The sequence below is a fragment of the Sulfuricella sp. genome (assembly GCF_035531155.1).
Lineage (GTDB): Bacteria > Pseudomonadota > Gammaproteobacteria > Burkholderiales > Sulfuricellaceae > Sulfuricella.
On record NZ_DATKTK010000020.1, the window covers coordinates 1 to 21,375 of the forward strand.

At 61.4% G+C, this 21,375-nt stretch carries 20 protein-coding genes and 1 other RNA gene; 20 read left to right on the top strand and 1 reads right to left on the bottom strand.

Going from position 1 to position 21,375, the window contains the following annotated elements; genetic code table 11:
• The 19 genes from rnpB to VMV64_RS03955 form a co-directional block, all read left to right on the top strand.
• An RNA gene (gene rnpB / locus VMV64_RS03865) (RNase P RNA component class A) lies at positions 1-145 on the top strand; the annotation flags it as partial.
• 317 nt (positions 146-462) lie between these two features.
• Positions 463-906, top strand: coding sequence for a division/cell wall cluster transcriptional repressor MraZ (gene mraZ, locus VMV64_RS03870; RefSeq protein ID WP_325328638.1), 444 nt, complete (start codon positions 463-465; stop codon positions 904-906).
• On the top strand, positions 903-1,841 hold the full coding sequence (rsmH, locus tag VMV64_RS03875; protein WP_325328639.1) for a 16S rRNA (cytosine(1402)-N(4))-methyltransferase RsmH: 939 nt from the start codon (positions 903-905) through the stop codon (positions 1,839-1,841). Before mraZ ends, rsmH begins: the two co-directional genes overlap by 4 nt.
• A gap of 163 nt (positions 1,842-2,004) precedes the next feature.
• Positions 2,005-2,289, top strand: coding sequence for a cell division protein FtsL (gene ftsL, locus VMV64_RS03880; protein WP_325328640.1), 285 nt, complete (start codon positions 2,005-2,007; stop codon positions 2,287-2,289).
• Positions 2,286-4,034, top strand: a complete 1,749-nt coding sequence (locus VMV64_RS03885) for a penicillin-binding protein 2 (protein WP_325328641.1) — start codon at positions 2,286-2,288, stop codon at positions 4,032-4,034. The genes ftsL and VMV64_RS03885 overlap by 4 nt, the downstream gene beginning before the upstream one ends.
• On the top strand, positions 4,031-5,551 hold the full coding sequence (locus VMV64_RS03890) for a UDP-N-acetylmuramoyl-L-alanyl-D-glutamate--2,6-diaminopimelate ligase (RefSeq protein WP_325328642.1): 1,521 nt from the start codon (positions 4,031-4,033) through the stop codon (positions 5,549-5,551). Before VMV64_RS03885 ends, VMV64_RS03890 begins: the two co-directional genes overlap by 4 nt.
• Positions 5,552-5,585: 34 nt before the next feature.
• Positions 5,586-6,947, top strand: a complete 1,362-nt coding sequence (locus VMV64_RS03895; RefSeq protein ID WP_325328643.1) for a UDP-N-acetylmuramoyl-tripeptide--D-alanyl-D-alanine ligase — start codon at positions 5,586-5,588, stop codon at positions 6,945-6,947.
• 87 nt (positions 6,948-7,034) lie between these two features.
• Complete coding sequence (mraY, locus tag VMV64_RS03900; RefSeq protein WP_325328644.1) at positions 7,035-8,120, top strand: phospho-N-acetylmuramoyl-pentapeptide-transferase; 1,086 nt, start codon at positions 7,035-7,037, stop codon at positions 8,118-8,120.
• A gap of 88 nt (positions 8,121-8,208) precedes the next feature.
• Positions 8,209-9,597, top strand: coding sequence for a UDP-N-acetylmuramoyl-L-alanine--D-glutamate ligase (gene murD / locus VMV64_RS03905; RefSeq protein WP_325328645.1), 1,389 nt, complete (start codon positions 8,209-8,211; stop codon positions 9,595-9,597).
• Positions 9,594-10,757 (top strand): putative lipid II flippase FtsW, encoded by a 1,164-nt coding sequence (gene ftsW / locus VMV64_RS03910; RefSeq protein WP_325328646.1) that lies wholly within the window; start codon positions 9,594-9,596, stop codon positions 10,755-10,757. The genes murD and ftsW overlap by 4 nt, the downstream gene beginning before the upstream one ends.
• Positions 10,758-10,774: 17 nt before the next feature.
• On the top strand, positions 10,775-11,923 hold the full coding sequence (gene murG, locus VMV64_RS03915) for an undecaprenyldiphospho-muramoylpentapeptide beta-N-acetylglucosaminyltransferase (protein ID WP_325328675.1): 1,149 nt from the start codon (positions 10,775-10,777) through the stop codon (positions 11,921-11,923).
• 98 nt (positions 11,924-12,021) lie between these two features.
• A complete protein-coding gene (murC, locus tag VMV64_RS03920) occupies positions 12,022-13,410 on the top strand; it encodes a UDP-N-acetylmuramate--L-alanine ligase (RefSeq protein WP_325328647.1) in 1,389 nt (462 codons plus the stop codon).
• A gap of 20 nt (positions 13,411-13,430) precedes the next feature.
• Entirely contained in the window at positions 13,431-14,360 is a 930-nt protein-coding gene (gene murB, locus VMV64_RS03925; protein ID WP_325328648.1) for a UDP-N-acetylmuramate dehydrogenase, read from the top strand.
• A 103-nt stretch (positions 14,361-14,463) separates the two neighbouring features.
• Positions 14,464-15,381: a D-alanine--D-alanine ligase gene (locus VMV64_RS03930; RefSeq protein ID WP_325328649.1), complete on the top strand. Its 918-nt coding sequence runs from the start codon at positions 14,464-14,466 to the stop codon at positions 15,379-15,381.
• 38 nt (positions 15,382-15,419) lie between these two features.
• Entirely contained in the window at positions 15,420-16,226 is an 807-nt protein-coding gene (locus tag VMV64_RS03935; RefSeq protein ID WP_325328650.1) for a cell division protein FtsQ/DivIB, read from the top strand.
• Positions 16,227-16,241: 15 nt separating this feature from the next.
• Entirely contained in the window at positions 16,242-17,480 is a 1,239-nt protein-coding gene (gene ftsA, locus VMV64_RS03940; RefSeq protein ID WP_325328651.1) for a cell division protein FtsA, read from the top strand.
• Positions 17,481-17,526: 46 nt separating this feature from the next.
• Positions 17,527-18,675 carry a cell division protein FtsZ gene (ftsZ, locus tag VMV64_RS03945; protein ID WP_325328652.1) on the top strand — a complete coding sequence of 383 codons (1,149 nt, stop codon included), beginning with the start codon at positions 17,527-17,529 and terminating at the stop codon, positions 18,673-18,675.
• 134 nt (positions 18,676-18,809) lie between these two features.
• Positions 18,810-19,724, top strand: coding sequence for a UDP-3-O-acyl-N-acetylglucosamine deacetylase (lpxC, locus tag VMV64_RS03950; protein ID WP_325328653.1), 915 nt, complete (start codon positions 18,810-18,812; stop codon positions 19,722-19,724).
• 28 nt (positions 19,725-19,752) lie between these two features.
• A complete protein-coding gene (locus VMV64_RS03955) occupies positions 19,753-19,941 on the top strand; it encodes a hypothetical protein (protein WP_325328654.1) in 189 nt (62 codons plus the stop codon).
• Here the strand turns inward: VMV64_RS03955 and VMV64_RS03960 are convergent.
• Positions 19,921-20,361 carry a DUF721 domain-containing protein gene (locus VMV64_RS03960; protein WP_325328655.1) on the bottom strand — a complete coding sequence of 147 codons (441 nt, stop codon included), beginning with the start codon at positions 20,359-20,361 and terminating at the stop codon, positions 19,921-19,923. The two genes, VMV64_RS03955 and VMV64_RS03960, sit on opposite strands and share 21 nt — an antisense overlap.
• Before the next feature lie 28 nt (positions 20,362-20,389).
• Between VMV64_RS03960 and VMV64_RS03965 the strand changes: the two genes are divergently transcribed.
• On the top strand, positions 20,390-21,304 hold the full coding sequence (locus VMV64_RS03965; RefSeq protein ID WP_325328656.1) for a M23 family metallopeptidase: 915 nt from the start codon (positions 20,390-20,392) through the stop codon (positions 21,302-21,304).
• The last annotated feature ends 71 nt before the right edge of the window (positions 21,305-21,375 follow it).

A 21,375-nucleotide genomic window follows, 5' to 3' on the forward strand; every position in this document is an offset into this window, starting at 1 on the left:
AAACCCCATCCGGAGCAAGACCAAATAGGCAGGCGTTGAGGCGGCTCGTCGAGCCTGCGGGTAGGTTGCTTGAGTTCACGGGTAACCGTGCGCCTAGAGGAATGACTGTCCACGACAGAACCCGGCTTATCGGCCAGCTTCACCCCAATCAAAATAAGTGCCTTTCACCATTGCCCCTTCTCCCTCCGGGAGAAGGTTGGATGAGGGTTGCTTCCCTCCTTGCTCCACCCTTCACTCCACACCTCAAAGTCCTAATAATTTACTTTCGGTATTTTACGTATCTATTTGCTTTTTAAGCATATTGGTTTTTTGATGAATTGTTAATTAACTCGTTGTCACAAAAGAGAAAAACCCGAAGTTTAGCTTGACCCTCCGCTTTTTTTTGCCTATAGTGCAAAAAAGTGGTGAGAAGTGGGGATTTGTGGGAGCCTGCTTCGCCAATATGAATCTAAAGGGGGCGTCATGTTTCGCGGTGCAACAGCTTTGAATCTCGATGCGAAAGGACGCCTGGCAGTGCCAAGCAAGCATCGTGACGCGCTGCTGGTCCAGTCCGCCGGGCGGCTGGTAATGACCGCACACCCCCATCGCTGTGTGCTGCTCTATCCTCAGCCTGCCTGGCTGCCCATCGAAGAAAAAATCAATTCATTGCCGAGTTTCGATCCCGTGTCGAGTTCCTGGAAGCGCCTGCTGTTAGGCCATGCCGAGGAGCTGGAACTGGACGCATCCGGCCGCCTGCTGGTTTCCCCCGTGCTGCGTCAACTTGCCGGACTGGAGAAAGAAGCCATGCTGATCGGCCAGGGCGGATATTTCGAGCTGTGGAGCATGGAGGGCTGGCGTGCCCAGATGGAGCAGGCGCTGTCTCCCGACAATGCCATTCCGACCGCGCTGGAAAACTTCTCGCTGTGAGCGAGGGATTTCGCCACAAGACGGTTCTGCTGGACGAGGCGGTCGACAGTCTGAACATCCGGCCGGACGGGGTCTACGTGGACTGCACCTTCGGCCGTGGCGGCCACAGCCGGCTGATCCTGGAAAAGCTGGGCGAGCGGGGCCGGTTGATCGCATTGGACAGGGATTTGGCCGGTGTGGAAGAGGCCCGAAAAATAACCGACCCGCGCTTCCAGATCGTGCACAGCAGCTTCAGCCGCTTGCGCGATGTGTTGAAGGAACTGGGGGTGGCGCACGTCGATGGGGTTTTGCTTGACCTGGGGATTTCATCCCCGCAGATCGACGAAGCGGCACGCGGCTTCAGTTTTCGTTTTGATGGGCCGCTCGATATGCGCATGGACACGAGCCATGGACAAACCGCTGCGGAATGGTTGGCTGACGTAACTGAACAACAACTCGGGGAGGTGATAAAAAATTATGGTGAAGAACGGTATGCTAAACAGATTGCAAGAGCGATTGTTGCGGCTCGATCGGGGGAGCCTATCGTTACCACTCGCCAACTTTCCCAGATCGTGGCAAAGGCCTTCAAAAGCCGCGAGCCACATCAAGACCCGGCGACGCGCACCTTTCAAGCTATACGGATTTACCTCAATCAGGAGCTTGAGGAGTTGTCGCTAGTGTTACCTCAGTGCGTCGAGGTTCTGGCGCCGTTCGGCCGCCTCGTAGTCATCAGCTTTCATTCCCTCGAAGATCGTGTCGTCAAGCGCTTCATGCGTGATGGCGCGCAACCGTCTGTTTATCCGGCCAGGCTGCCGTTGCGCGCTGCGCAGCTACCGGCGCCGCGTTTGCGCCTGGTGGGCAAGGCCGCTCGACCTTCCGAGGCGGAAGTCTCCGCCAACCCGCGCTCGCGTAGCGCGACGATGCGCGTGGCTGAGCGTACGGAGGCAGCGGCATGAGCAGGGAGCAGTGCCTTCCGCAGGAAGGTGCGACCAGCCACGATTGCCCCACAAGGGGACTCCGACCCGCTGCGAGCCATGAAACCGGCTCGTGCGGGATCGTATGCAGCCGGGCGCTGACATACAGTCTTGCTGGTTCGTGCTGTCCGTTTGAGGGGGCGCCATGATCAAGCTCAACTTGCTGCTGGTGCTGGTTTTGGTGATGTGCGCGCTGGGGATTGTTACCGCCCAGCACAAGGCGCGCAAGATTTTCATCGAGCTGCAGCAGGAGCAGGAGCTGGCGAAAAAGATGGAAGTGGAGTGGGGGCAGCTACAGCTGGAGCAAAGCACCTGGGCGATGCACACCCGTATCGAGAAAATCGCAACTGCCTACCTGCAGATGCAGGTGCCTGACGCCTCGCGCATTCAGGTGGTGCCGCCGGCGACTAACAAGGCGGTGCGGCCATGAGCTACGGGCTGAACGGGGCTACGCGCGGACGCAGCGTGCCGATGCTGAAGCTGCCGACCGGGCGTGCGCGCATCCTGATCTGGCTGCTGCTGGCGTGGTTTCTGGCCTTGATTGTGCGAGCCCTTTACCTGCAGGGTCTGAACAACGACTTCCTGCGGCAGAAGGGCGACGCGCGCTACAGTCGGGTGATCGAACTGACTGCGCACCGCGGCATGATCACCGACCGCAACGGCGAACCGCTGGCGATCAGCACGCCGGTGGAGTCGGTGTGGGTCAGCCCGAAGGATTTTGAGATCACGCCGGAACGTATCCGTCAGTTGAGCAAGATTCTGGAAATGAGCGAAAGCGATGTGAAGAGCCGCTTCACTCACAGCCAGCGCGATTTCATCTACCTCAAGCGCCAGGTGCCGCCGGAAACCGCGGCGCGGGTGATGCAGGTCGATGCGCCGGGCGTGTTCCTGCAGCGCGAATATCGTCGCTATTACCCTGCAGGGGATGTGGTGGCCCATCTGCTCGGCTTTACCGGCGTCGACGACAACGGCCAGGAAGGGCTAGAACTGACCTACCAGGACTGGCTCGCCGGCAAACCGGGCAGCCGCCACGTGATCAAGGATCGCCTCGGACGCATCGTCGAGGACGTGGAAAGCATTCGCGCTCCGCAGGACGGTCACGACCTGGCGCTCAGCATCGACCGCAAGATCCAGTACCTGGCCTATCGCGAGTTGAAAGCGGCAGTCACCGAACACAAGGCCAAGGCCGGCGCGATCGTGGTGCTCGACGCGAAAACCGGCGAAATCCTGGCGCTGGCCAACCTGCCTGCCTACAACCCCAACAACCGTGCCAAGCTGAATCGCAACAGCACGCGCAACCGCGCGGTAACCGACACCTTCGAGCCGGGCTCGACGATGAAGCCGTTCACTGCCGCGGCAGTGCTGGAGTCGGGGAAATTCAAGCCTGATTCACTGGTTCAGACCGCGCCCGGCACCTTCACTATCGGTTCGGCGACAATACACGACGCCCATCCCAATGGCGTGCTGACGGTGGCGCAGGTGATCCAGAAGTCGAGCAACGTCGGCGCTGCCAAAATGGCGCTGGCACTGGAGCCGGAATACCTGTGGAATGCCTTCGACCATTTCGGGTTCGGCAAGCCGCCCCATGCGGGCTTCCCCGGCGAGGCGGCAGGCAGGCTGCGCCCCTACAAGACTTGGCGGCCGATCGAGCAGGCCACTATGGCTTACGGCCACGGCATTTCCGTCAGCCTGCTGCAACTGGCGCGTTCCTATATGGTGTTTGCCGGAGACGGCGAAATCAGGCCGGTCTCCTTGCTCAAGCTGGATGCCCCGCCGACAGGGGCGAAGGTGATCGCGGCGGAAACCTCGCAAGCAGTGCGCAGCATGCTGGAACTGGTGGTGATGCCAGGCGGCACGGCGCCGCGCGCCCAAGTGATGGGCTATCGCGTGGCGGGCAAGACCGGTACGGCGCACAAGGAAGAAAATGGCCATTACTCGTCGGATCGATATATCGCTTCATTCGTCGGCCTGGCGCCGGCGTCCAATCCGCGCCTGATCGTGGCGGTGATGATCGATGAACCTTCCAATGGCCAGTATTACGGTGGCGCTGTGGCCGCACCGGTATTCAGCCAGGTGATGTCGGGCGCGCTGCGCCTGCTCTCCGTGCCGCCCGATGCGCCGACCGGCAATATCCTGCCGCCGGAAGGCACTCCCGAAGTGAAGGAGGTGGTATGAGTGCTTCGGTGAGGGGTGAGGCGTCAGGGGTGAGGGGTGGCGTGGAAGCTTCTGTCCTTACTCAACTGGGCACAGAGGTGAAGCATCTGGTTGTCGATAGCCGACAAGCCCGGCAGGGAGATACCTTCGCCGCCTACCCCGGCGAGCGGCTGGATGGGCGCAAGTTCATTGCACAGGCGGTTGCCGCCGGCGCCAATGCGGTGCTGTGGGAGCGCGAGGGGTTCGAGTGGAATGACGAATGGAAAGTGCCGAATCTTCCGGTCGAGGGTTTGCGCGACAAAATAGGCGAGATTGCCAGCCAGGTTTACGGCGAGCCGTCGCGCCAATTGCGGACGATCGGCATTACCGGCACCAACGGCAAGACTTCGTGCTGCCACTGGATTGCTCAATGCCTGACCGATCTGGGCAGAAAAACCGCCATGGTCGGCACGCTCGGCAACGGTTTTCCCGGCGTGCTGGCGCCTTCCGCCAACACCACGCCGGATGCGGTCAGTCTGCATGCGTTGTTGCGCGACTACCTGGCTGAGGGCGCGGAGTGCGTGGCGATGGAAGTGTCGTCCCATGGTCTGAATCAAGGCCGGGTCAACGGCGTGCATTTTGACATCGCCGTGCTCACCAACCTGTCGCGCGACCATCTGGATTACCACGGCGACATGGCGTCCTACGCCGCCGCCAAGGCCGGCCTGTTTGCGTGGCCGGAGCTGCAATACGCGGTGCTCAATATGGATGACCCGTTCGGCGTCGAACTGGCTGGCAGGCTCGGTTGCAGCGGCGTGCAGACGGTGGGCTACAGCCTGGAAGGGAAGCATGAGGGCTGCCGCTTTGCCGTTCTGGCGCGCGATCTGGTGGCGGATGCGGACGGCATCCGCTTCAAGGTGGTTACGCCATGGGGAACGGCACAGCTGAGCAGCAAGATGCTCGGCCGCTTCAACGCTTCCAACCTGCTGGCTGCGCTGGCGGTACTGCTGGTGAGCGGCATCGCACTGGAAGACGCGGTGCGCGAACTGGGCAAGGTTGAATCGGTTGCGGGCCGCATGCAGCGCCTGGGCGGCGAGGGCAAGCCGCTGGTGGTGGTGGACTACGCTCACACCCCGGATGCGCTGGAAAAGGTACTTGGCACCCTGCGCGAAATCATGGGCGGCAAAAACAAGTTGATTTGCGTGTTCGGCTGCGGCGGCGAGCGCGACCGCGGCAAGCGCCCGCTGATGGGCGAGGTGGCATCGCGTCTCGCGGACAGCGTGATCGTGACCAGCGACAACCCGCGCGGCGAGGATGCCCACGCCATCATCGACGAAATCATCGCCGGCATGGGTGCCAACTACCATGTGATCGATGACCGCGCTGCCGCCATAGACGCCGCAGTGCGCGGGGCGCAGCTGGATGACGTGGTGCTGATCGCCGGCAAGGGTCACGAGGATTACCAGGAAATCAAGGGCGTGAAACTGCCCTTTGCCGATGCCGAGGTGGCTCGGCAAGTCTTGTCCCAAATCGGGACTCCGACTTTAGCGATGCGCTGAAGCGCATGAAAGATCGTATGCAAGGATATGCAACATGTTAAGTCTGAGTGCAGCAGCCAAGGCCCTGAACGCTGAAACCAGCGGTGCGGATGTGACGTTCTCCGGTGTCACCACCGACAGTCGTGCGGTGGCTGCCGGTGATTTGTTTGTGGCGCTGAAGGGTGAGCGTTTCGATGGCCATAATTACGTCAAACAGGTAATGGAACAGGGCGCAGTCGCAGCGCTGGTGGAGCGGCGCGACCCGTCCTGGGGCGATTTCCCGCTGCTGGTTGTCAAGGATGCGCGCCTTGCTCTGGGTGAACTGGCCGGTCACTGGCGCAGCCGATTCACCATTCCCGTGGTGGCACTTACTGGCAGCAGCGGCAAGACCACGGTGAAGGAAATGATCGCCGCGATCCTGCGGGCTCAGGTTGGCGCGGACGACCAAGTGCTTGCGACCAAGGGTAACCTGAATAACGACATCGGCATGCCGCTGACGCTGCTCGAATTGCGCGATACCCATCGCTACGCCGTGATCGAGATGGGCATGAACCATCCGGGTGAGATCGCACATCTGTCCATGATCGCCAGGCCCGATGTGGCGCTGATCATCAATGCCCAGGCCGCCCATCTGGCAGGTTTGGGCACGGTGGAGGCGGTGGCTCGCGCCAAGGGAGAGATTTTCGAGGGTTTGGCCGCTAACGGCACCGCCGTGATCAACGCCGACGACCCGCATGCGGCACTGTGGCAGGAACTGGCCGGGGCTCATCGCGCCATTCGCTTCGGCCTCGAGCAGTCAGCAGAAGTGTCGGCCAGCTTCAAATTGCAGCCCTTCGGCAGCGAAATCGAGATGACCACGCCCACCGGTAAATTTGCCGTCGCATTGCCGGTGCCGGGCGAGCACAACGTGCGCAACGCCCTGGCGGCAGCTGCCGTGACTCAGGCCCTGGGGGTCGATAACGCAATCGTTGCCGAAGGCCTGGCAAAGGTTTCCAGCGTCAAGGGCCGGCTGCAGAAAAATCCCTGCCTGCATGGCGCCACCCTGATCGACGATACCTACAACGCCAATCCCGGCTCGGTGCGGGCGGCGATCGCCGTGCTCGCCGGCTTGCCGGGCAAGAAGGTGCTGGTGCTCGGCGACATGGGCGAACTGGGCGAAAACGCGCGTGCGCTGCATGCCGAAATTGGCGCGGCGGCGAAGGCGGCCGGGATCGACTGGCTGCTCACCCTGGGCGATCTGAGTGCCGCAGCTGCACAGGCTTTCGGCGCGGGCGGACGGCATTTCGAATATATCGAGGACCTGCTGCACGATATCGAAAACCTGCTGGCGCCGGATGTGACGGTACTGGTGAAAGGGTCGCGTTTCATGCAGATGGAGCGGGTGGTTAAAAGCTTTGAGGTAAGGGGTGATGAGTAAGTGGTATGAGGCATTGGCGAGCATCGCGCGAGGTGTTTCACTCATTGCCCATCCCTCATTACCCTTCACCATCAAGAGGGAGAAGACATGCTGCTCGCACTGACCCAGTGGCTGGGGCACGACATTCGCGCCTTCAACGTGTTTGGTTACATCACGCTGCGTGCGGTGCTGGCGATGCTGACCGCGCTGATGATCTCGTTCATCATCGGTCCGACCATGATCCGCAAGCTCACCGCCTACAAGATCGGCCAGTCGGTGCGCGACGACGGCCCGCAGACGCACCTGGTCAAGGCGGGAACGCCGACCATGGGGGGTGCGCTGATCCTGGTTGCGATGGCAATTTCCACCCTGCTCTGGGCGGACCTGAGAAACCCTTATGTCTGGGTAGTGCTGGCCACCACGTTGGGATTCGGTGCAATCGGCTGGGTCGATGACTGGCGCAAGGTGGTGCATCGCAATCCCAAGGGGCTGTCGGCCAAGGCCAAGTATTTCTGGCAGTCGCTGATCGGTGCCGGTGTTGCCGTGTTCCTTGCCATGACTGCCACGCTGCCGGCCCATACCGAACTGATCGTGCCCTTCTTCAAGCTGCTGACGATTCCTCTCGGCGGAGTGGGCTTCGTCGTGCTGACCTATTTCGTCATCGTCGGCAGCAGCAACGCGGTCAACCTCACCGACGGGTTGGACGGCCTGGCGATCATGCCGACGGTGATGGTGGCGGGTGCGCTGGCGCTATTCGCCTACGTTGCCGGTCACTTCGTTTTTTCGCGTTACCTCGGTGTTCCTTACGTGCCCGGCGCCGGTGAATTGGCCGTGTTCTGCACCGCCCTGGCCGGAGCCGGCCTGGGTTTTCTCTGGTTCAATGCCTACCCCGCCGAAGTGTTCATGGGCGATGTGGGCGCGCTGGCGCTGGGTGCGGCGATCGGCGTGGTGGCGGTGATCGTGCGGCAGGAGATCGTCCTGTTCGTGATGGGCGGGGTGTTCGTGGTGGAAACCCTGTCGGTGGTGCTCCAGGTGGGGTCGTTCAAACTCACCGGCAAGCGCATCTTCCGCATGGCGCCGCTGCATCACCATTATGAGTTGAAGGGCTGGAAAGAGAATCAGGTTGTGGTTCGCTTCTGGATCATATCGATGATGCTGGTACTGGTTGGGCTTTCGACGTTGAAGTTGAGATGAAAGTGAATAACCGCAAAGACGCAGAGACGCAAAGAAATTCAAAGTCTTCACACCTTTGCGCCTTTGCGTCTTTGCGGTTAAGAAAAAAATGATAAACCTAGAACATAAAAAAGTGCTGGTGGTGGGGCTGGGCGACACCGGCCTCTCCATGGCGCGCTGGCTGGATGCGAGAGGCGCGGTGGTGGCTGTCGCCGACTCGCGCGACCATCCGCCCCATGCCGCACACCTTCAGGCTGAACTGCCTGGTGTGCCGCTGTTCACCGGCAAGCTCAGGGAAGAGGTCTTTCGCAATGCCGACCTGCTTGCGGTCAGTCCGGGCGTTTCCTTGCGCGAACCGGCTGTTGCCGATGCGCTGGCGCACGGCGTGGAGGTGGTCGGGGATATCGAGTTATTCGCCCAGGCGCTCAGCACTCAGGATTTGACGCTCAGGACCCAGGTGATCGCCATCACCGGCGCCAACGGCAAGAGCACGGTGACCGAGATGGTCGGTGCGATGTGCAGGAAGGCCGGCCTGCATACGGTAGTGGCGGGAAACATCGGCCTGCCGGTGCTGGATGCATTGAGCGATCTGGATCGGCGCGGCGAGACTGCCGACGTGTTCGTGATCGAACTCTCCAGTTTCCAACTGGAAACCACGCACACCCTGCATCCGGCTGTAGCAACCGTGCTCAACGTGACCGAAGACCACATGGACCGCTACCGCGACATGGATGAGTACGCCGCAGCCAAGGCGCGCATTTTTGCCGGCAACGGCGTCCAGGTACTGAACCGGGAAGACCGCTACAGCTTGGCGATGGCGAAGCCCGATCGCAGGGTGATGACATTTGGCCTGGACGCGCCACAAAAACCCGAGGACTGGGGGGTGCAGGAAGGCGAGAACGGTCCATGGCTGGCGCAGGGCGGGAACCGGCTGATGTCGGTAGCCGATCTGCCGCTTGCCGGCTTGCACAACGCCGCCAATGCGCTGGCTGCTCTGGCCTTGTGCCGCGCCATCGACCTGCCGATCCAGCCCCTGCTCGAGGCGCTGCGCGAATTCAAGGGGCTGCCGCACCGGGTGGAGAAAGTGGCGGAGATTCATGGGGTTACTTTCTATGACGATTCCAAGGGAACCAATGTAGGGGCCACGGTGGCGGCGCTCAACGGCATGCCGTGCAAAGTGGTGCTGATTGCCGGCGGCGATGGCAAGGGCCAGGATTTCAGCCCGCTAGCACCGGCGGTGTCTGCCCATGCCCGTGCCGTCGTGCTGATTGGCCGCGACGGCCCAATAATCGGCGCTGCCCTGGCTGGCTGTGGCGTGCCTCTGCTCACCGCGGCGAACATGGAGGAGGCGGTGATCCTGGGGTTTGAGCAGGCCCAGTCGGGTGATGCGGTGCTGCTGTCGCCGGCCTGCGCCAGTTTCGACATGTTCCGCAACTACGAACATCGCGCCCAGGTATTCATCGCCGCAGTCAAAAAACTGGAGGGGGACGAAGCATGAACTCCTATTCGCCAGTAGCCGCCCAGCACGCCAGACCTGACTACGACCGCACTTTGCTGTGGCTGGCGATCCTGCTGCTCGGCTTCGGGCTGGTGATGGTGTATTCGTCCTCGATCGCCATCGCCGCGGCGGATAAGCACGCCAATTTTCAGGAAAGCTATTACCTGGTGCGCCAGGCGGTTTACCTCGGTGTCGGCACCCTGTTCGGCCTGTTTGCCTTCCAGGTGCCGAACAAGGTGTTGCAGGAAATCGCGCCCTATTTGTTCCTTTCCGGCCTGGTGCTGCTGGTGCTGGTGCTGATTCCCGGCATCGGCCGCGAGGTCAACGGCAGCCGGCGCTGGCTGTCGCTGTTGGTGATCAATTTGCAGCCGTCCGAGTTCATGAAGCTGTTCGCAGTGCTCTACGCCGCCGATTACACGGTGCGTAAGGCGGCTTACATGGACAACATCAAGAAGGGCTTCATGCCGATGTTCATGGTGATGCTGCTGGTCGGCGGCCTGCTGCTGCGCGAACCGGACTTCGGCGCCTTTGCCGTGATCACCAGCATCGCCATGGCGATTCTGTTCCTCGGCGGCATGAACTGGCGGCTGTTCGCCGGACTCATCGCCATGCTGCTGATAGGCTTCCTGGTACTGATCTGGACCTCGCCCTACCGCATGCAGCGCATTATCGGCTTCATGGACCCCTGGGCCGACCCCTTCGGCAAGGGCTACCAGCTTTCCCACGCGCTGATCGCCTTCGGCCGCGGCGAATGGTACGGCGTCGGTCTGGGCGCGAGTGTCGAAAAACTGTTCTATCTGCCGGAAGCGCACACCGACTTCCTGCTCGCTGTGATCGCCGAAGAGCTCGGGTTCGCCGGCGTGGCAGTGGTGATCCTGCTGTTTGTCTGGCTGACTGTCCGTGCTTTCTCCATCGGCCGCCAGGCGGCCGGGATCGACCGTCATTTTGCCGCACTGGTGGCCTATGGCATCGGCATCTGGCTGGCGGTGCAGGCGATCATCAACATGGGCGTGAACATGGGCCTGTTGCCGACCAAGGGCCTGACCCTGCCCCTGCTGTCATTCGGCGGCAGCGGAATCGCCGCAAATTGCACCGCGATCGGAGTGCTGCTGCGGGTGGATTGGGAGAACCGGCAGGTTATGAAGGGGTACTCCGTATGAGTAATGGGTCAGGGGTGATGAGTGATGAAAGGCGCATCGGTGTTGATCCATCGCCCATCGCCCATCACCCATCACGCACCATCCTGATCATGGCGGGCGGCACCGGTGGGCATGTGTTCCCGGCCCTGGCCGTGGCCGACTACCTGCGGCAGAAGGATTGGAAAGTGGTGTGGCTGGGCACCCGCGCCGGCATGGAAGCGCGGTTGGTGCCGGAAAAAGGTTACGAAATGGCCTGGGTCAAGTTCGCCGGCATGCGCGGCAAGGGCGTGCTGCGCTGGGCGGCACTGCCGCTCATGCTGCTGTTGGCGATGTGGCAGAGCGCGGCGGCGATTTTGCGCGTCCGCCCCGATGTGGTGCTCGGCATGGGCGGTTTCACGGCTTTTCCCGGTGGCCTGATGGCTTCCCTGCTGGTCAAGCCCCTGGTGATCCACGAGCAGAACTCGGTGGCCGGTCTGACCAACCGGGTGCTGGCCTGCCTCGCCGATCGTGTCCTGGTGGCCTTCCCGTCGGCCTTCAATAATCCCGGCGACAAGCCGATCGGCTGTCGCAAACCGGCTTTTGGCTGGTGTGGCAACCCGGTGCGCGCCGATATCGCCGCCCTGCCTGCACCGGAACAACGGCTGGCCGGCCGTCAGGGCAAGCTGCGCTTGCTGGTGGTGGGCGGCAGCCTGGGTGCGGCGGCGTTGAACGATGCGGTGCCGCAAGCGCTGGCGCTGATCGCAGAAGCCGACCGCCCCGAGGTAATCCATCAGTCCGGCGCCAGGAACCTGGATAAGCTCAGTGCCAACTATGCCGCTGCCGGCGTCGCCGCCGACGCCCGCGCTTTCATCGACGACATGGCCCAGATGTATGCCTGGTGCGACGTGATCGTGTGCCGGGCGGGCGCGCTGACCCTGGCCGAAGTGACTGCCGCCGGTGTGGCCAGCGTGCTGGTGCCTTATCCGCACGCGGTGGACGATCACCAGACCGGCAACGCCCGCTTCCTGAGCGAGAATGGCGCGGCGGTGCTGCTGCCACAGCAGGACCTGACCCCAGCGGGGCTGGCTGATTTGTTAACGGGTTTCAGCCGCGAAAAGCTGCTGGCGATGGCGCAGGCGGCGAAAAAATTGGCCAAGCCAGAAGCCACGGCGGACGTGGCGAGGGTGTGCATGGAGCTGGCGAAATGAATATTTACTTGAACCGCAGAGACGCGGAGGCGCAGAGGATTCTCATGAGGAAAGGATTTTATCCGCGTCTCCGCGCCTCTGCGGTGAAAGGTTTATAGATGAAACATAAAGTCAAACACGTTCATTTCGTAGGCATCGGCGGCGTTGGTATGAGCGGAATCGCCGAAGTACTGCTCAATCTGGGTTACGAGGTGAGCGGTTCCGATCTGGGCGACAACGTCGCCACGCGCCGGCTGAAGAGTCTGGGTGCGCAGGTGTATCAGGGCCACGCCACCGAGAATCTGGAGCGCGCCGATGTGGTGGTGATCTCCACCGCGGTCCAGGCCGACAACCCGGAAGTCGCGGCAGCGCGGGAGCGCAACATCCCGGTGGTGCCGCGCGCCATGATGCTGGCGGAGCTGATGCGCTTCAAGCAGGGCATTGCGGTGGCCGGTACCCACGGCAAGACCACGACCACCAGCCTGATCGCCAGCATACTCGGCGAGGCGGGCATGGACCCGACCTTCGTGATTGGCGGCAAGCTGGAGGCGGCCGGCGCCAATGCGCGGCTGGGCCAGGGCGAATTCATCGTCGCCGAGGCGGACGAGTCCGATGCCTCCTTCCTCTACCTGACTCCGGTGATGGCAGTGGTGACGAACATCGACGCCGACCACATGGAAACCTACGGCCACGATTTCGGCAGGCTGAAGCAGGCCTTTGTCGATTTCATCCAGCGCCTGCCGTTCTACGGCATGGCGGTGCTGTGCGCCGACGACGCCAACGTGCGCGAGATCATGCCGCGCATCACCAAGCAGGTAACCACCTACGGCGTGTCGGAAACGGCGCAGGTGCGCGCTACCGACATCAGCCATTGCGGTGGCCAGATGTGCTTCAAGGTGCAGCGCGCCGGCCAGCCGGAACTGGCGGTCAGGCTCAATTTTCCCGGCCAGCACAACGTCCTGAATGCGCTGGCGGCGATCGCAGTAGCGATGGAAGTGGGCGCGCCGGATGCGGCCATCGTCAAGGGATTGGCCGAATTCCGCGGCGTCGGCAGGCGTTTCGAACGGTATGGCGAGGTTTTCCTGCCGGGCGGCGGCAGCTTCACCCTGATCGACGATTACGGTCACCACCCGGTGGAAATGGCGGCAACGCTGGCGGCTGCGCGCGGCGCCTTCCCGGGCCGGCGGCTGGTGTTGGCATTCCAGCCGCACCGTTACACCCGCACTCGCGATTTGTTCGAGGATTTCGTCAGGGTGCTGTCTACCGTCGACGCCCTGCTGCTGACCGAAGTCTACCCGGCCGGCGAAGTGCCGATCGTGGCCGCAGACGGTAGAGCATTGGCGCGTGCCATCCGAGTAGTGGGCAAGGTCGAACCGATTTTCGTGGAAACGGTGGCGGAACTGCCGCAAGAAATTCTGAATGTGGTGCGTGACGGCGATGTGGTGCTGACCATGGGGGCCGGCTCGATCGGCCAGATACCAGGCCAGCTGGCGCGGGGCGGTGCGTGAACGGTGAGGAGGACAAGGACATGAATACGGCATTGGCGCTTGCGCCTCAAAAGTTGCGTGGCATGTTGAAGTACAACGAGCCGATGAGCAAGCACACCAGCTGGCGCGTCGGCGGGCCGGCTGAGCGTTTTTATATTCCGGCGGATATCGCCGATTTGTCGCAGTTTTTGCAGGGGCTGGCGGCTGACGAGCCGGTGTACTTCATCGGCCTGGGCAGCAATTTGCTGGTGCGCGACGGCGGGGTGCGCGGCACGGTGGTGCTTTTGCACAGTGCACTCAACCAGATCACGCTTTGGTACGAAAAGCCGGGCGCGCCGGCCGGTGTTTACGCCGAGGCGGGCGTGGCCAGTCCCAAGGTGGCGCGATTTGCAGCCCTGAACGGTTTCGAGGGTGCCGAGTTTCTCGCCGGCATTCCCGGCACGGTGGGCGGTGCGCTGGCGATGAATGCCGGCTGCTACGGCGCCGAAACCTGGCAACACGTGACCGAAGTGCTGACCATCGACTGTTTCGGCGAGTTGCGCCGCCGCACACCGCAGGATTTCGATATTGGCTACCGCCACGTGGCGCTCCAGGCGGGGATCGGCAGCGAGTGGTTCGTCGCCTCCTGGTTCGCTTTCAAGCACGGCAACGGTGAGGAATCGCGGAAAAAGATCAAGGGCCTGCTGGAAAAGCGGGTGGCGAGCCAGCCGATCGGCACGCCCAATGCCGGCTCGGTGTTCCGTAACCCGCCCGGCGATCATGCGGCGCGGCTGATCGAGGCGTGCGGCCTGAAGGGAACGACGATCGGCGGGGCGATGGTGTCGCCCAAGCACGCCAATTTCATCGTCAACGCCGGCGGAGCCACGGCGGCGGACATCGAGGCGCTGATCGCCAGGGTGCGGCAAACGGTCAAGGAGCAGCACGGCGTGGAATTGGTCACGGAAGTGCGGGTTATTGGAGAAGCAAAATAATGTTTTCACCGCAAAGGACGCAAAGTAACGCGAAGGAAACCCCTTGCTTTGCTTTCCTTTGCGCCCATCGCGTCCTTTGCGGTGAAGAAAAGGTTTTCGAATAATGCAAACACACAATTTTGGAAAAGTCGCAGTGCTGCTGGGCGGAAAATCCGCCGAGCGCGAGGTGTCGCTGAAGAGCGGCAATGCGGTACTGGCTGCGCTGAAGCGCAGCGGCGTCGATGCGCATGCGTTCGACCCGGCCGAGCGGGAGCTGGGTGAGCTGAAGCGGGATGGCTTCGAACGTGTCTTTATCACCCTGCATGGCGGCCAGGGCGAGGACGGTACGGTGCAGGGCGCGCTGGCCCTGCTGGGCATTCCCTATACCGGCAGCGGTGTGCTGGCGTCTGCCCTGGCGATGGACAAATGGCGCAGCAAGCTGGTTTGGCAGGCGGCGGGGTTGCCGGTTCCCGCCTACGAGCTGCTCGATGCCGGCAGCGATTTTACGGCGGTCGCCGCGCGCCTCGGCTTGCCGTTGTTCGTCAAGCCGGCTAACGAAGGCTCCAGCGTCGGCATCAGCAAGGTGAAGACAGTCGCAGATCTGCGTGCCGCTTACGAATTGGCGGCGCGCTACGACGATCTGGTGATTGCCGAACAGTTCGTCGGCGGCGGCGAGTACACCGTCGCGATCCTCGGCGAAGAAGCGCTGCCGGTGATCAAGATTGAGCCGGCCAACGAGTTCTACGATTACGAGGCGAAATACCTGCGCGACGACACTCGCTACCTTTGCCCGTGCGGGCTGACGGCAGAACAGGAGAGCGAAATCCAGCGTCTGGCAAAGCGGGGCTACGCGGTGATCGGCGGCGCCGGTTGGGGGCGGGTGGATTTCCTGCTCGACGCGGCGGGCAAGCCGTACCTGCTGGAAGCCAACACCTCGCCCGGAATGACCGACCATAGCCTGGTGCCGATGGCGGCGCAGGCAGCGGGCCTGAGCTTTGAAGATTTGGTGATCAAGGTTCTTGAGCTGGCTAGCGCGGGATGAGCGCCATGAACTCTGCACTCAGGAACTGGAACTGAACCGTGTGGGATAAAACGCAGATGACCTTGTGGCTGGCAAACATGCTTTACGCCCTGGCGGCAGTGCTGCTGGTGTATGCCGTGCTGTTCATGGTGGTGCATCTGCCGGTGTTTCCGCTGCGCAAGGTGGACGTCAAGGGAGAGTTGCAGCACGTCAACCGCGAGCAGGTGAAGTTCATCGTTGCACGCGAGATGAGGGGGAACTTCTTTACCCTCGATCTGAACCGTACCCGCGCGGCGTTCGAGAAGCTGCCCTGGGTGCGCAACGTGAACGTGAGGCGGCGCTGGCCGGACAGGCTGGAAGTGGCGATCGAGGAGCATGTGGTACTGGCGCGTTGGGGCAGTTCGGCGCTGGTCAACACCCATGGCGAGCTGTTCAGGGCGGCCTCGAATGCGGTGCTGCCGGAGTTCAATGGCCCGGAAGACGCGGCCGGGGAAGTGACGGGGCATTATGAGGAATTCAGTCGGTTGCTCAAGCCGTTCAACCTGGCTTTAACCCGTATGACCCTGTCAGACCGCCGTGCGTTGCAGCTCAAGCTGAATAATGGGCTGGTAGTGGAATTGGGCAGGGACAAGGTGCGCGAGCGTCTGGAGAAATTCGTCGGGGTGTACGACCAGACCGTCGCCAAGCTCCCGAAATCCGTTGCTTACGCCGACCTGCGCTATCCCAACGGGTTCGTGGTGCGCTACCCGGAGATTGCTTCAAAGCCAGCGAAGAAGGCGCAGCCGGCAACAAGGCCGGGTCAGGAAAGTTCGAAGAAAAAAGTCGGGTGGCGGCGTGATGTCAATTATCTGGCAACCGCCGCTTGACATGGGAGACAAGGGATGAGCAAGGCTAAAGAGCAAAAAAATCTGATCGTGGGGCTGGACATCGGCACCTCGAAAATCGTCGCCATCGTCGCGGAGATCCTGCCGGAAGGGCGGCTGGAGGTCATCGGCATGGGGCAGACGCCGTCGCGCGGTTTGAAGAAGGGCGTGGTGGTGAATATCGAGTCCACCGTCAACGCCATCCAGCGCGCGCTGGAGGAAGCCGAGCTGATGGCCGATTGCAAGATCCGCGAGGTCTACACCGGCATCGCCGGCAGCCATATCAGGAGCATCAACTCGCATGGCATGGTGGCGATCAAGGACAAGGAAGTGGGTCAGAGCGACGTCGACCGGGTGATCGAAACGGCGCGCGCTGTGATCATCCCGACCGACCAGCAGGTGCTGCACATCCTTACCCAGGAATTCATCATCGACGGGCAGGAAGACGTGCGCGAGCCGCTCGGCATGAGCGGGGTAAAGCTGGAGGTCAAGGTGCATATCGTCACCGGCGCGATCAGCGCAGCCCAGAACATCATCAAGTGCGTGCGCCGCTGCGGTCTGGAAGTGCGCGACCTGATCCTGCAGCCGCTGGCATCCAGCATGGCTGTGCTGTCGGAGGATGAAAAAGACCTGGGCGTATGCCTGGTGGATATCGGCGGCGGCACCACCGATATCGCGGTATTCACCGGCGGCGCGATTCGCCACACCTCGGTGATCCCGATCGCCGGCGACCAGATCACCAACGATGTGGCCATGGCGCTCAGGACGCCGACGGCGGACGCCGAGGATCTGAAGGTGAAATACGGCTGCGCCCTGCGCCAGCTGGCCGACGCGAAGCAAATGATCGAGGTGCTCGGCGTCGGCGACCGGCCTGCGCGCCAGTTATCCCGCCAGACTCTGGCCGAGGTAATCGAGCCGCGCGTCGAGGAACTGTACAGCCTGGTGCAGGCGGAATTGCGCCGCAGCGGTTTCGAGGAACTGCTTTCTTCCGGAATCGTCATCACCGGCGGCAGCAGCGCCATGGAGGGCATGGCGGAGCTGGGCGAGGAGGTGTTCCACATGCCGGTGCGGCTGGGGATGCCGCAGTACGTGGGCGGGCTGGCTGAGGTGGTGCGCAATCCGCGCTTCGCTACCGGCGTCGGCCTGTTGCTCGCAGGGATGGATCAACACCAGCGTCATCATCTGGCCACGATGCAGAACGGCTCGATGACACAGATTTTTAATCGGATGAAGAGTTGGTTTCAGGGGAACTTCTAATTTTTTGGTTTTTTGAACTTTGGGTGTAACAAAAAAGGAGGCAGGCATGTTTGAGATCATGGACACACAAACACAGGAAGCGGTAATCAAGGTGATCGGCGTGGGCGGCTGCGGCGGCAATGCGGTGGATCACATGATCGCCAGTGGTCTGGGCGGCGTCGAGTTTATCTGCGTCAACACCGATGCGCAGGCGCTGAAGCGCAATCAGGCTGGCGTCACCGTGCAACTGGGCACGGCCATCACCAAGGGTCTGGGTGCGGGAGCAAATCCCGCAGTCGGGCGCGAGGCGGCGCTGGAGGATCGCGAGCGCATCGCCGAGCTGATCGACGGTGCCGACATGCTGTTCATTACCGCCGGTATGGGCGGCGGCACCGGTACCGGTGCCGCGCCGGTGGTGGCCGAAGTAGCCAAGGAACTGGGCATCCTGACCGTAGCGGTGGTGACCAAGCCGTTCGGCTTCGAGGGCAAGCGCATGAAAGTCGCGCTCGAGGGCATCGAGGCGCTGACGCAGCATGTCGATTCGCTGATCGTGATTCCCAACGACAAGCTGATGGAAGTGCTGGGCGGAAAAATCGGCTTCCGCGACGCGTTCAAGGCGGCGGATGGCGTATTGCATGGCGCGGTGGCGGGTATAGCCGAGTTGATCAAATGCACCGGCATGATCAACGTCGACTTTGCCGACGTACGCACGGTGATGTCGGAGATGGGTATGGCGATGATGGGTTCGGCCCAGGCGTCCGGCGCCGAGCGCGCCCGCATGGCAGCGGAACAGGCAGTAGCCAGCCCGCTGCTGGAGGATGTCAACCTGTCCGGCGCGCGCGGCGTGCTGGTCAATATCACCGCCAGCGATGACATGAACCTGGAGGAAGTTTACGAAGTGATGAACACCATCCGCAGCTTCACCGCCGAGGATGCAACCGTAATTTTTGGTACCGTGCTCGACAGCACACTGCGGGACGAATTGCGCGTGACAGTGGTGGCTACCGGCCTGGGTTCGCCGGTCAACCGCCAGCAAAGCAAGCCGTTAAGCATAGTGAAGACCGGTACCGACAATGAGCCGATGATGGTGGACTACACCGAATTGGAACAGCCCGCAGTGATGCGGCGCAGGCGTGATGCCCAGGTCGAGGCGATGAAACAGTCCGGCGTGGAATTGCTCGATATTCCGGCATTCTTGCGCAAGCAGGCTGACTGACCCGCGCTGAGGAGCTGAATGGCGGCGCCCACGGGGCGCGCAGGGTGTCGGTTTCGGCGTGAGGGTTGGCCTGCCACGCCCGCCGTGCTAAACTGTCGGCCCCTGACAACACCATGATGCTCATGGGAAATTTCGTGATTAGACAGCGGACACTGAAAAATATCATACGCGCCACCGGGGTGGGGCTGCATACCGGCGAGAAGGTGTACCTCACCTTGCGTCCGGCCGCGGTCGACACCGGCATCGTGTTTCGTCGCGTCGATCTGGCTGAGCCTGTGGACATCAAGGCGGAGCCGTACAGTGTCGGAGAAACCCGGTTGTCCTCGACGCTGGTGCGGGATGGCGTCAAAGTGTCTACCGTCGAGCATCTGATGTCCGCCTTTGCCGGCCTGGGCATCGACAATGCCTATGTCGACCTGTCCGCGTCGGAAGTGCCGATCATGGATGGCAGCGCCTCGCCCTTCGTGTTTCTGCTGCAGTCAGCCGGTATCGAAGAGCAGTCGGCAGCGAAGAAATTCATCCGCGTCAAAAAAACGGTGGAGGTCAGGGACGGCGACAAATGGGTGCGCTTCGATCCACATCCGGGTTTCCGGGTGAACCTCACCATCGCTTTCGATCACCCGGTATTGTCCAATTCCGGCCAGTCCGTCACGGTGGATTTTGCCGACACTTCCTACATCAAGGAAATTGCCCGTGCCCGCACCTTCGGCTTCATGCACGAGGTGGAGGCAATGCGCTCGCAGGGTCTGGCGCTGGGCGGCAGCCTCGACAATGCGATCGTGATGGACGAGTTTCGCGTTCTCAACAGTGATGGCCTGCGCTACGAGGATGAGTTCGTCAAGCACAAGGTGCTGGATGCCATCGGCGATCTTTACCTGCTCGGCCACCCGCTGATCGGCGCGTTTACCGGCTACAAATCCGGACACGCCATGAATAACCGTCTATTGCGCTGCCTGATGGCGGATGCCGAGGCGTGGGAATTCGTCAGTTTCGAGCGCCAGGAAGATGCGCCGGCCGCATTGCTACGGTTTAACAGCCTGGCTGTTTGAATCTAGAAATCGCTTCTAGGTTGAGCACTTGTTCCTACTCAGGTTATTTGTCTATCTCGGCCTGATTGCCATCGTTGTTGCCGTGGCGATGTTCCTGTTCACCCGCGATGTCCGCTACCTTCGCTTCGCCTGGCAGATTTTCAAGTTCTCCCTGATGTTCCTGCTGGTTTTCGCGATCCTGCTGATGATGGGGCGTTTAATCCTTTATCGCGTCTGAATGCCTCTGGATTAGGGTATGAAGGGCGTTTTTCAGCGGCGAATCCGCCAAGCTTCGTTCCAGTTTCTCCAGACTGCTCAAGGCGTTATGGCTCACCGTCAGGTCTTTCTGTTTTTTTTCTGGAGGCGGGGTCTCGACTTGCACGTCTACCCGAATTGCAGTAACCTCAACCCCCCGCTTTTGAATTTTTTCCAGCAGGCTGGGGACGAGCTGCCGAAGTTTGCCGGCAACCGCGCCATTGTTCGCATAGACGATCAGCGTTTGCTGGCGGACCGCGCCGACCCTGGATGCTGCGGCCAGCGGTTTGGGGGTGACTTCGTTCCAGGCCTTCTGCAAGGCCAGCAGTTTTTGCGCTTGCTGAAGGAGCCCTTGCAGGTTGGGCGCGGCGCTCAGGAATGAATGTGCTGGATGGGCGGGCATAAGAAACGAACAAACTAAAGGGAGAACTGTGAATATTATTCTAGTTTCCGGTAAGTTGGCAAAGGGAAAGACCGTGGCGTTGAGCCATGCCCAGGTGATGACCCTGGGAATGGCGCTTCTGGTTTTTCCGCTGTTGCTGGCGATGGTCTTCACCTATCTGCTGTTGTTTCATGCCGCAGACATTCCCCACCCTTACCTGCAATCCCTGGTGTTAAGCGCGCAGCGCACCGAGGCGGCGAAGAACCAGATATATTTGCGGGAGAATCTCAACGCCATGGCGGTGAAGCTTGGCCAGATGCAGGCGCATGTGCTGCGCCTCGACTCCCTGGGCGAGCGATTGGCGACGCTGACGGGCATGGGTAAACAGGAATTCAATTTTGACAAAAAGCCGGGCCAGGGTGGCGCGGAGTCCAGTCGGTCGGCGCGCGACATGACCATGAGCGAGTTTGGCCAGCAGCTTGACGGTTTAATGAAAAAACTCGATGACCGATCCGACCAGCTCGGGTTGATGGAGGCGATGCTGGTTCAGCAGCAGGCAAAGAAAGTCGCCATGCCTTCCACTCGACCGGTGACCACAGGTTGGTATTCCTCCAACTACGGCTGGCGCATCGACCCTTTTACCGGCCAGAAAGCTTTCCACGAAGGCGTGGATTTCATGGCTGATTCAGGTGCGGCTATCCTTGCGGCAGGGGGCGGCATCGTGGTTTATGCCGATACTTATGCCGGCTATGGTAATATGATTGAGATTGATCACGGCAATGGGCTGATCAGCCGTTACGCACATGCTTTAAAAGTGCTGACCAAGGTCGGTGACGTGGTGATGAAAGGGCAAAAAATCGGAGAGGTCGGCAGCACGGGGCGCTCCACCGGGCCGCACTTGCACTTTGAGGTGCGCCGCCAGGGCGCTCCACAGAATCCGGAGGATTACCTGCATCAGGGCTGACTTGGTGCTTTATGGGAGCCTCTGGAAATTCAGAGTTCGACAAGAGGCACATTTTTGAAATTGATGGCCAT

What these genes read in the sequence shown, in the direction of transcription:
- ftsL (WP_325328640.1), top strand. Translation starts at nt 2,005, where the DNA reads ATGATCAAGCTCAACTTGCTGCTGGTGCTGGTTTTGGTGATGTGCGCG.
- murC (WP_325328647.1), top strand. Translation starts at nt 12,022, where the DNA reads ATGAAACATAAAGTCAAACACGTTCATTTCGTAGGCATCGGCGGCGTT.
- VMV64_RS03890 (WP_325328642.1), top strand. Translation starts at nt 4,031, where the DNA reads ATGAGTGCTTCGGTGAGGGGTGAGGCGTCAGGGGTGAGGGGTGGCGTG.
- mraZ (WP_325328638.1), top strand. Translation starts at nt 463, where the DNA reads ATGTTTCGCGGTGCAACAGCTTTGAATCTCGATGCGAAAGGACGCCTG.
- VMV64_RS03895 (WP_325328643.1), top strand. Translation starts at nt 5,586, where the DNA reads ATGTTAAGTCTGAGTGCAGCAGCCAAGGCCCTGAACGCTGAAACCAGC.
- ftsA (WP_325328651.1), top strand. Translation starts at nt 16,242, where the DNA reads ATGAGCAAGGCTAAAGAGCAAAAAAATCTGATCGTGGGGCTGGACATC.
- murB (WP_325328648.1), top strand. Translation starts at nt 13,431, where the DNA reads ATGAATACGGCATTGGCGCTTGCGCCTCAAAAGTTGCGTGGCATGTTG.
- mraY (WP_325328644.1), top strand. Translation starts at nt 7,035, where the DNA reads ATGCTGCTCGCACTGACCCAGTGGCTGGGGCACGACATTCGCGCCTTC.
- VMV64_RS03930 (WP_325328649.1), top strand. Translation starts at nt 14,464, where the DNA reads ATGCAAACACACAATTTTGGAAAAGTCGCAGTGCTGCTGGGCGGAAAA.
- murG (WP_325328675.1), top strand. Translation starts at nt 10,775, where the DNA reads ATGAGTGATGAAAGGCGCATCGGTGTTGATCCATCGCCCATCGCCCAT.
- ftsZ (WP_325328652.1), top strand. Translation starts at nt 17,527, where the DNA reads ATGTTTGAGATCATGGACACACAAACACAGGAAGCGGTAATCAAGGTG.
- murD (WP_325328645.1), top strand. Translation starts at nt 8,209, where the DNA reads ATGATAAACCTAGAACATAAAAAAGTGCTGGTGGTGGGGCTGGGCGAC.
- ftsW (WP_325328646.1), top strand. Translation starts at nt 9,594, where the DNA reads ATGAACTCCTATTCGCCAGTAGCCGCCCAGCACGCCAGACCTGACTAC.
- VMV64_RS03885 (WP_325328641.1), top strand. Translation starts at nt 2,286, where the DNA reads ATGAGCTACGGGCTGAACGGGGCTACGCGCGGACGCAGCGTGCCGATG.
- VMV64_RS03960 (WP_325328655.1), bottom strand. Translation starts at nt 20,361, where the DNA reads ATGCCCGCCCATCCAGCACATTCATTCCTGAGCGCCGCGCCCAACCTG.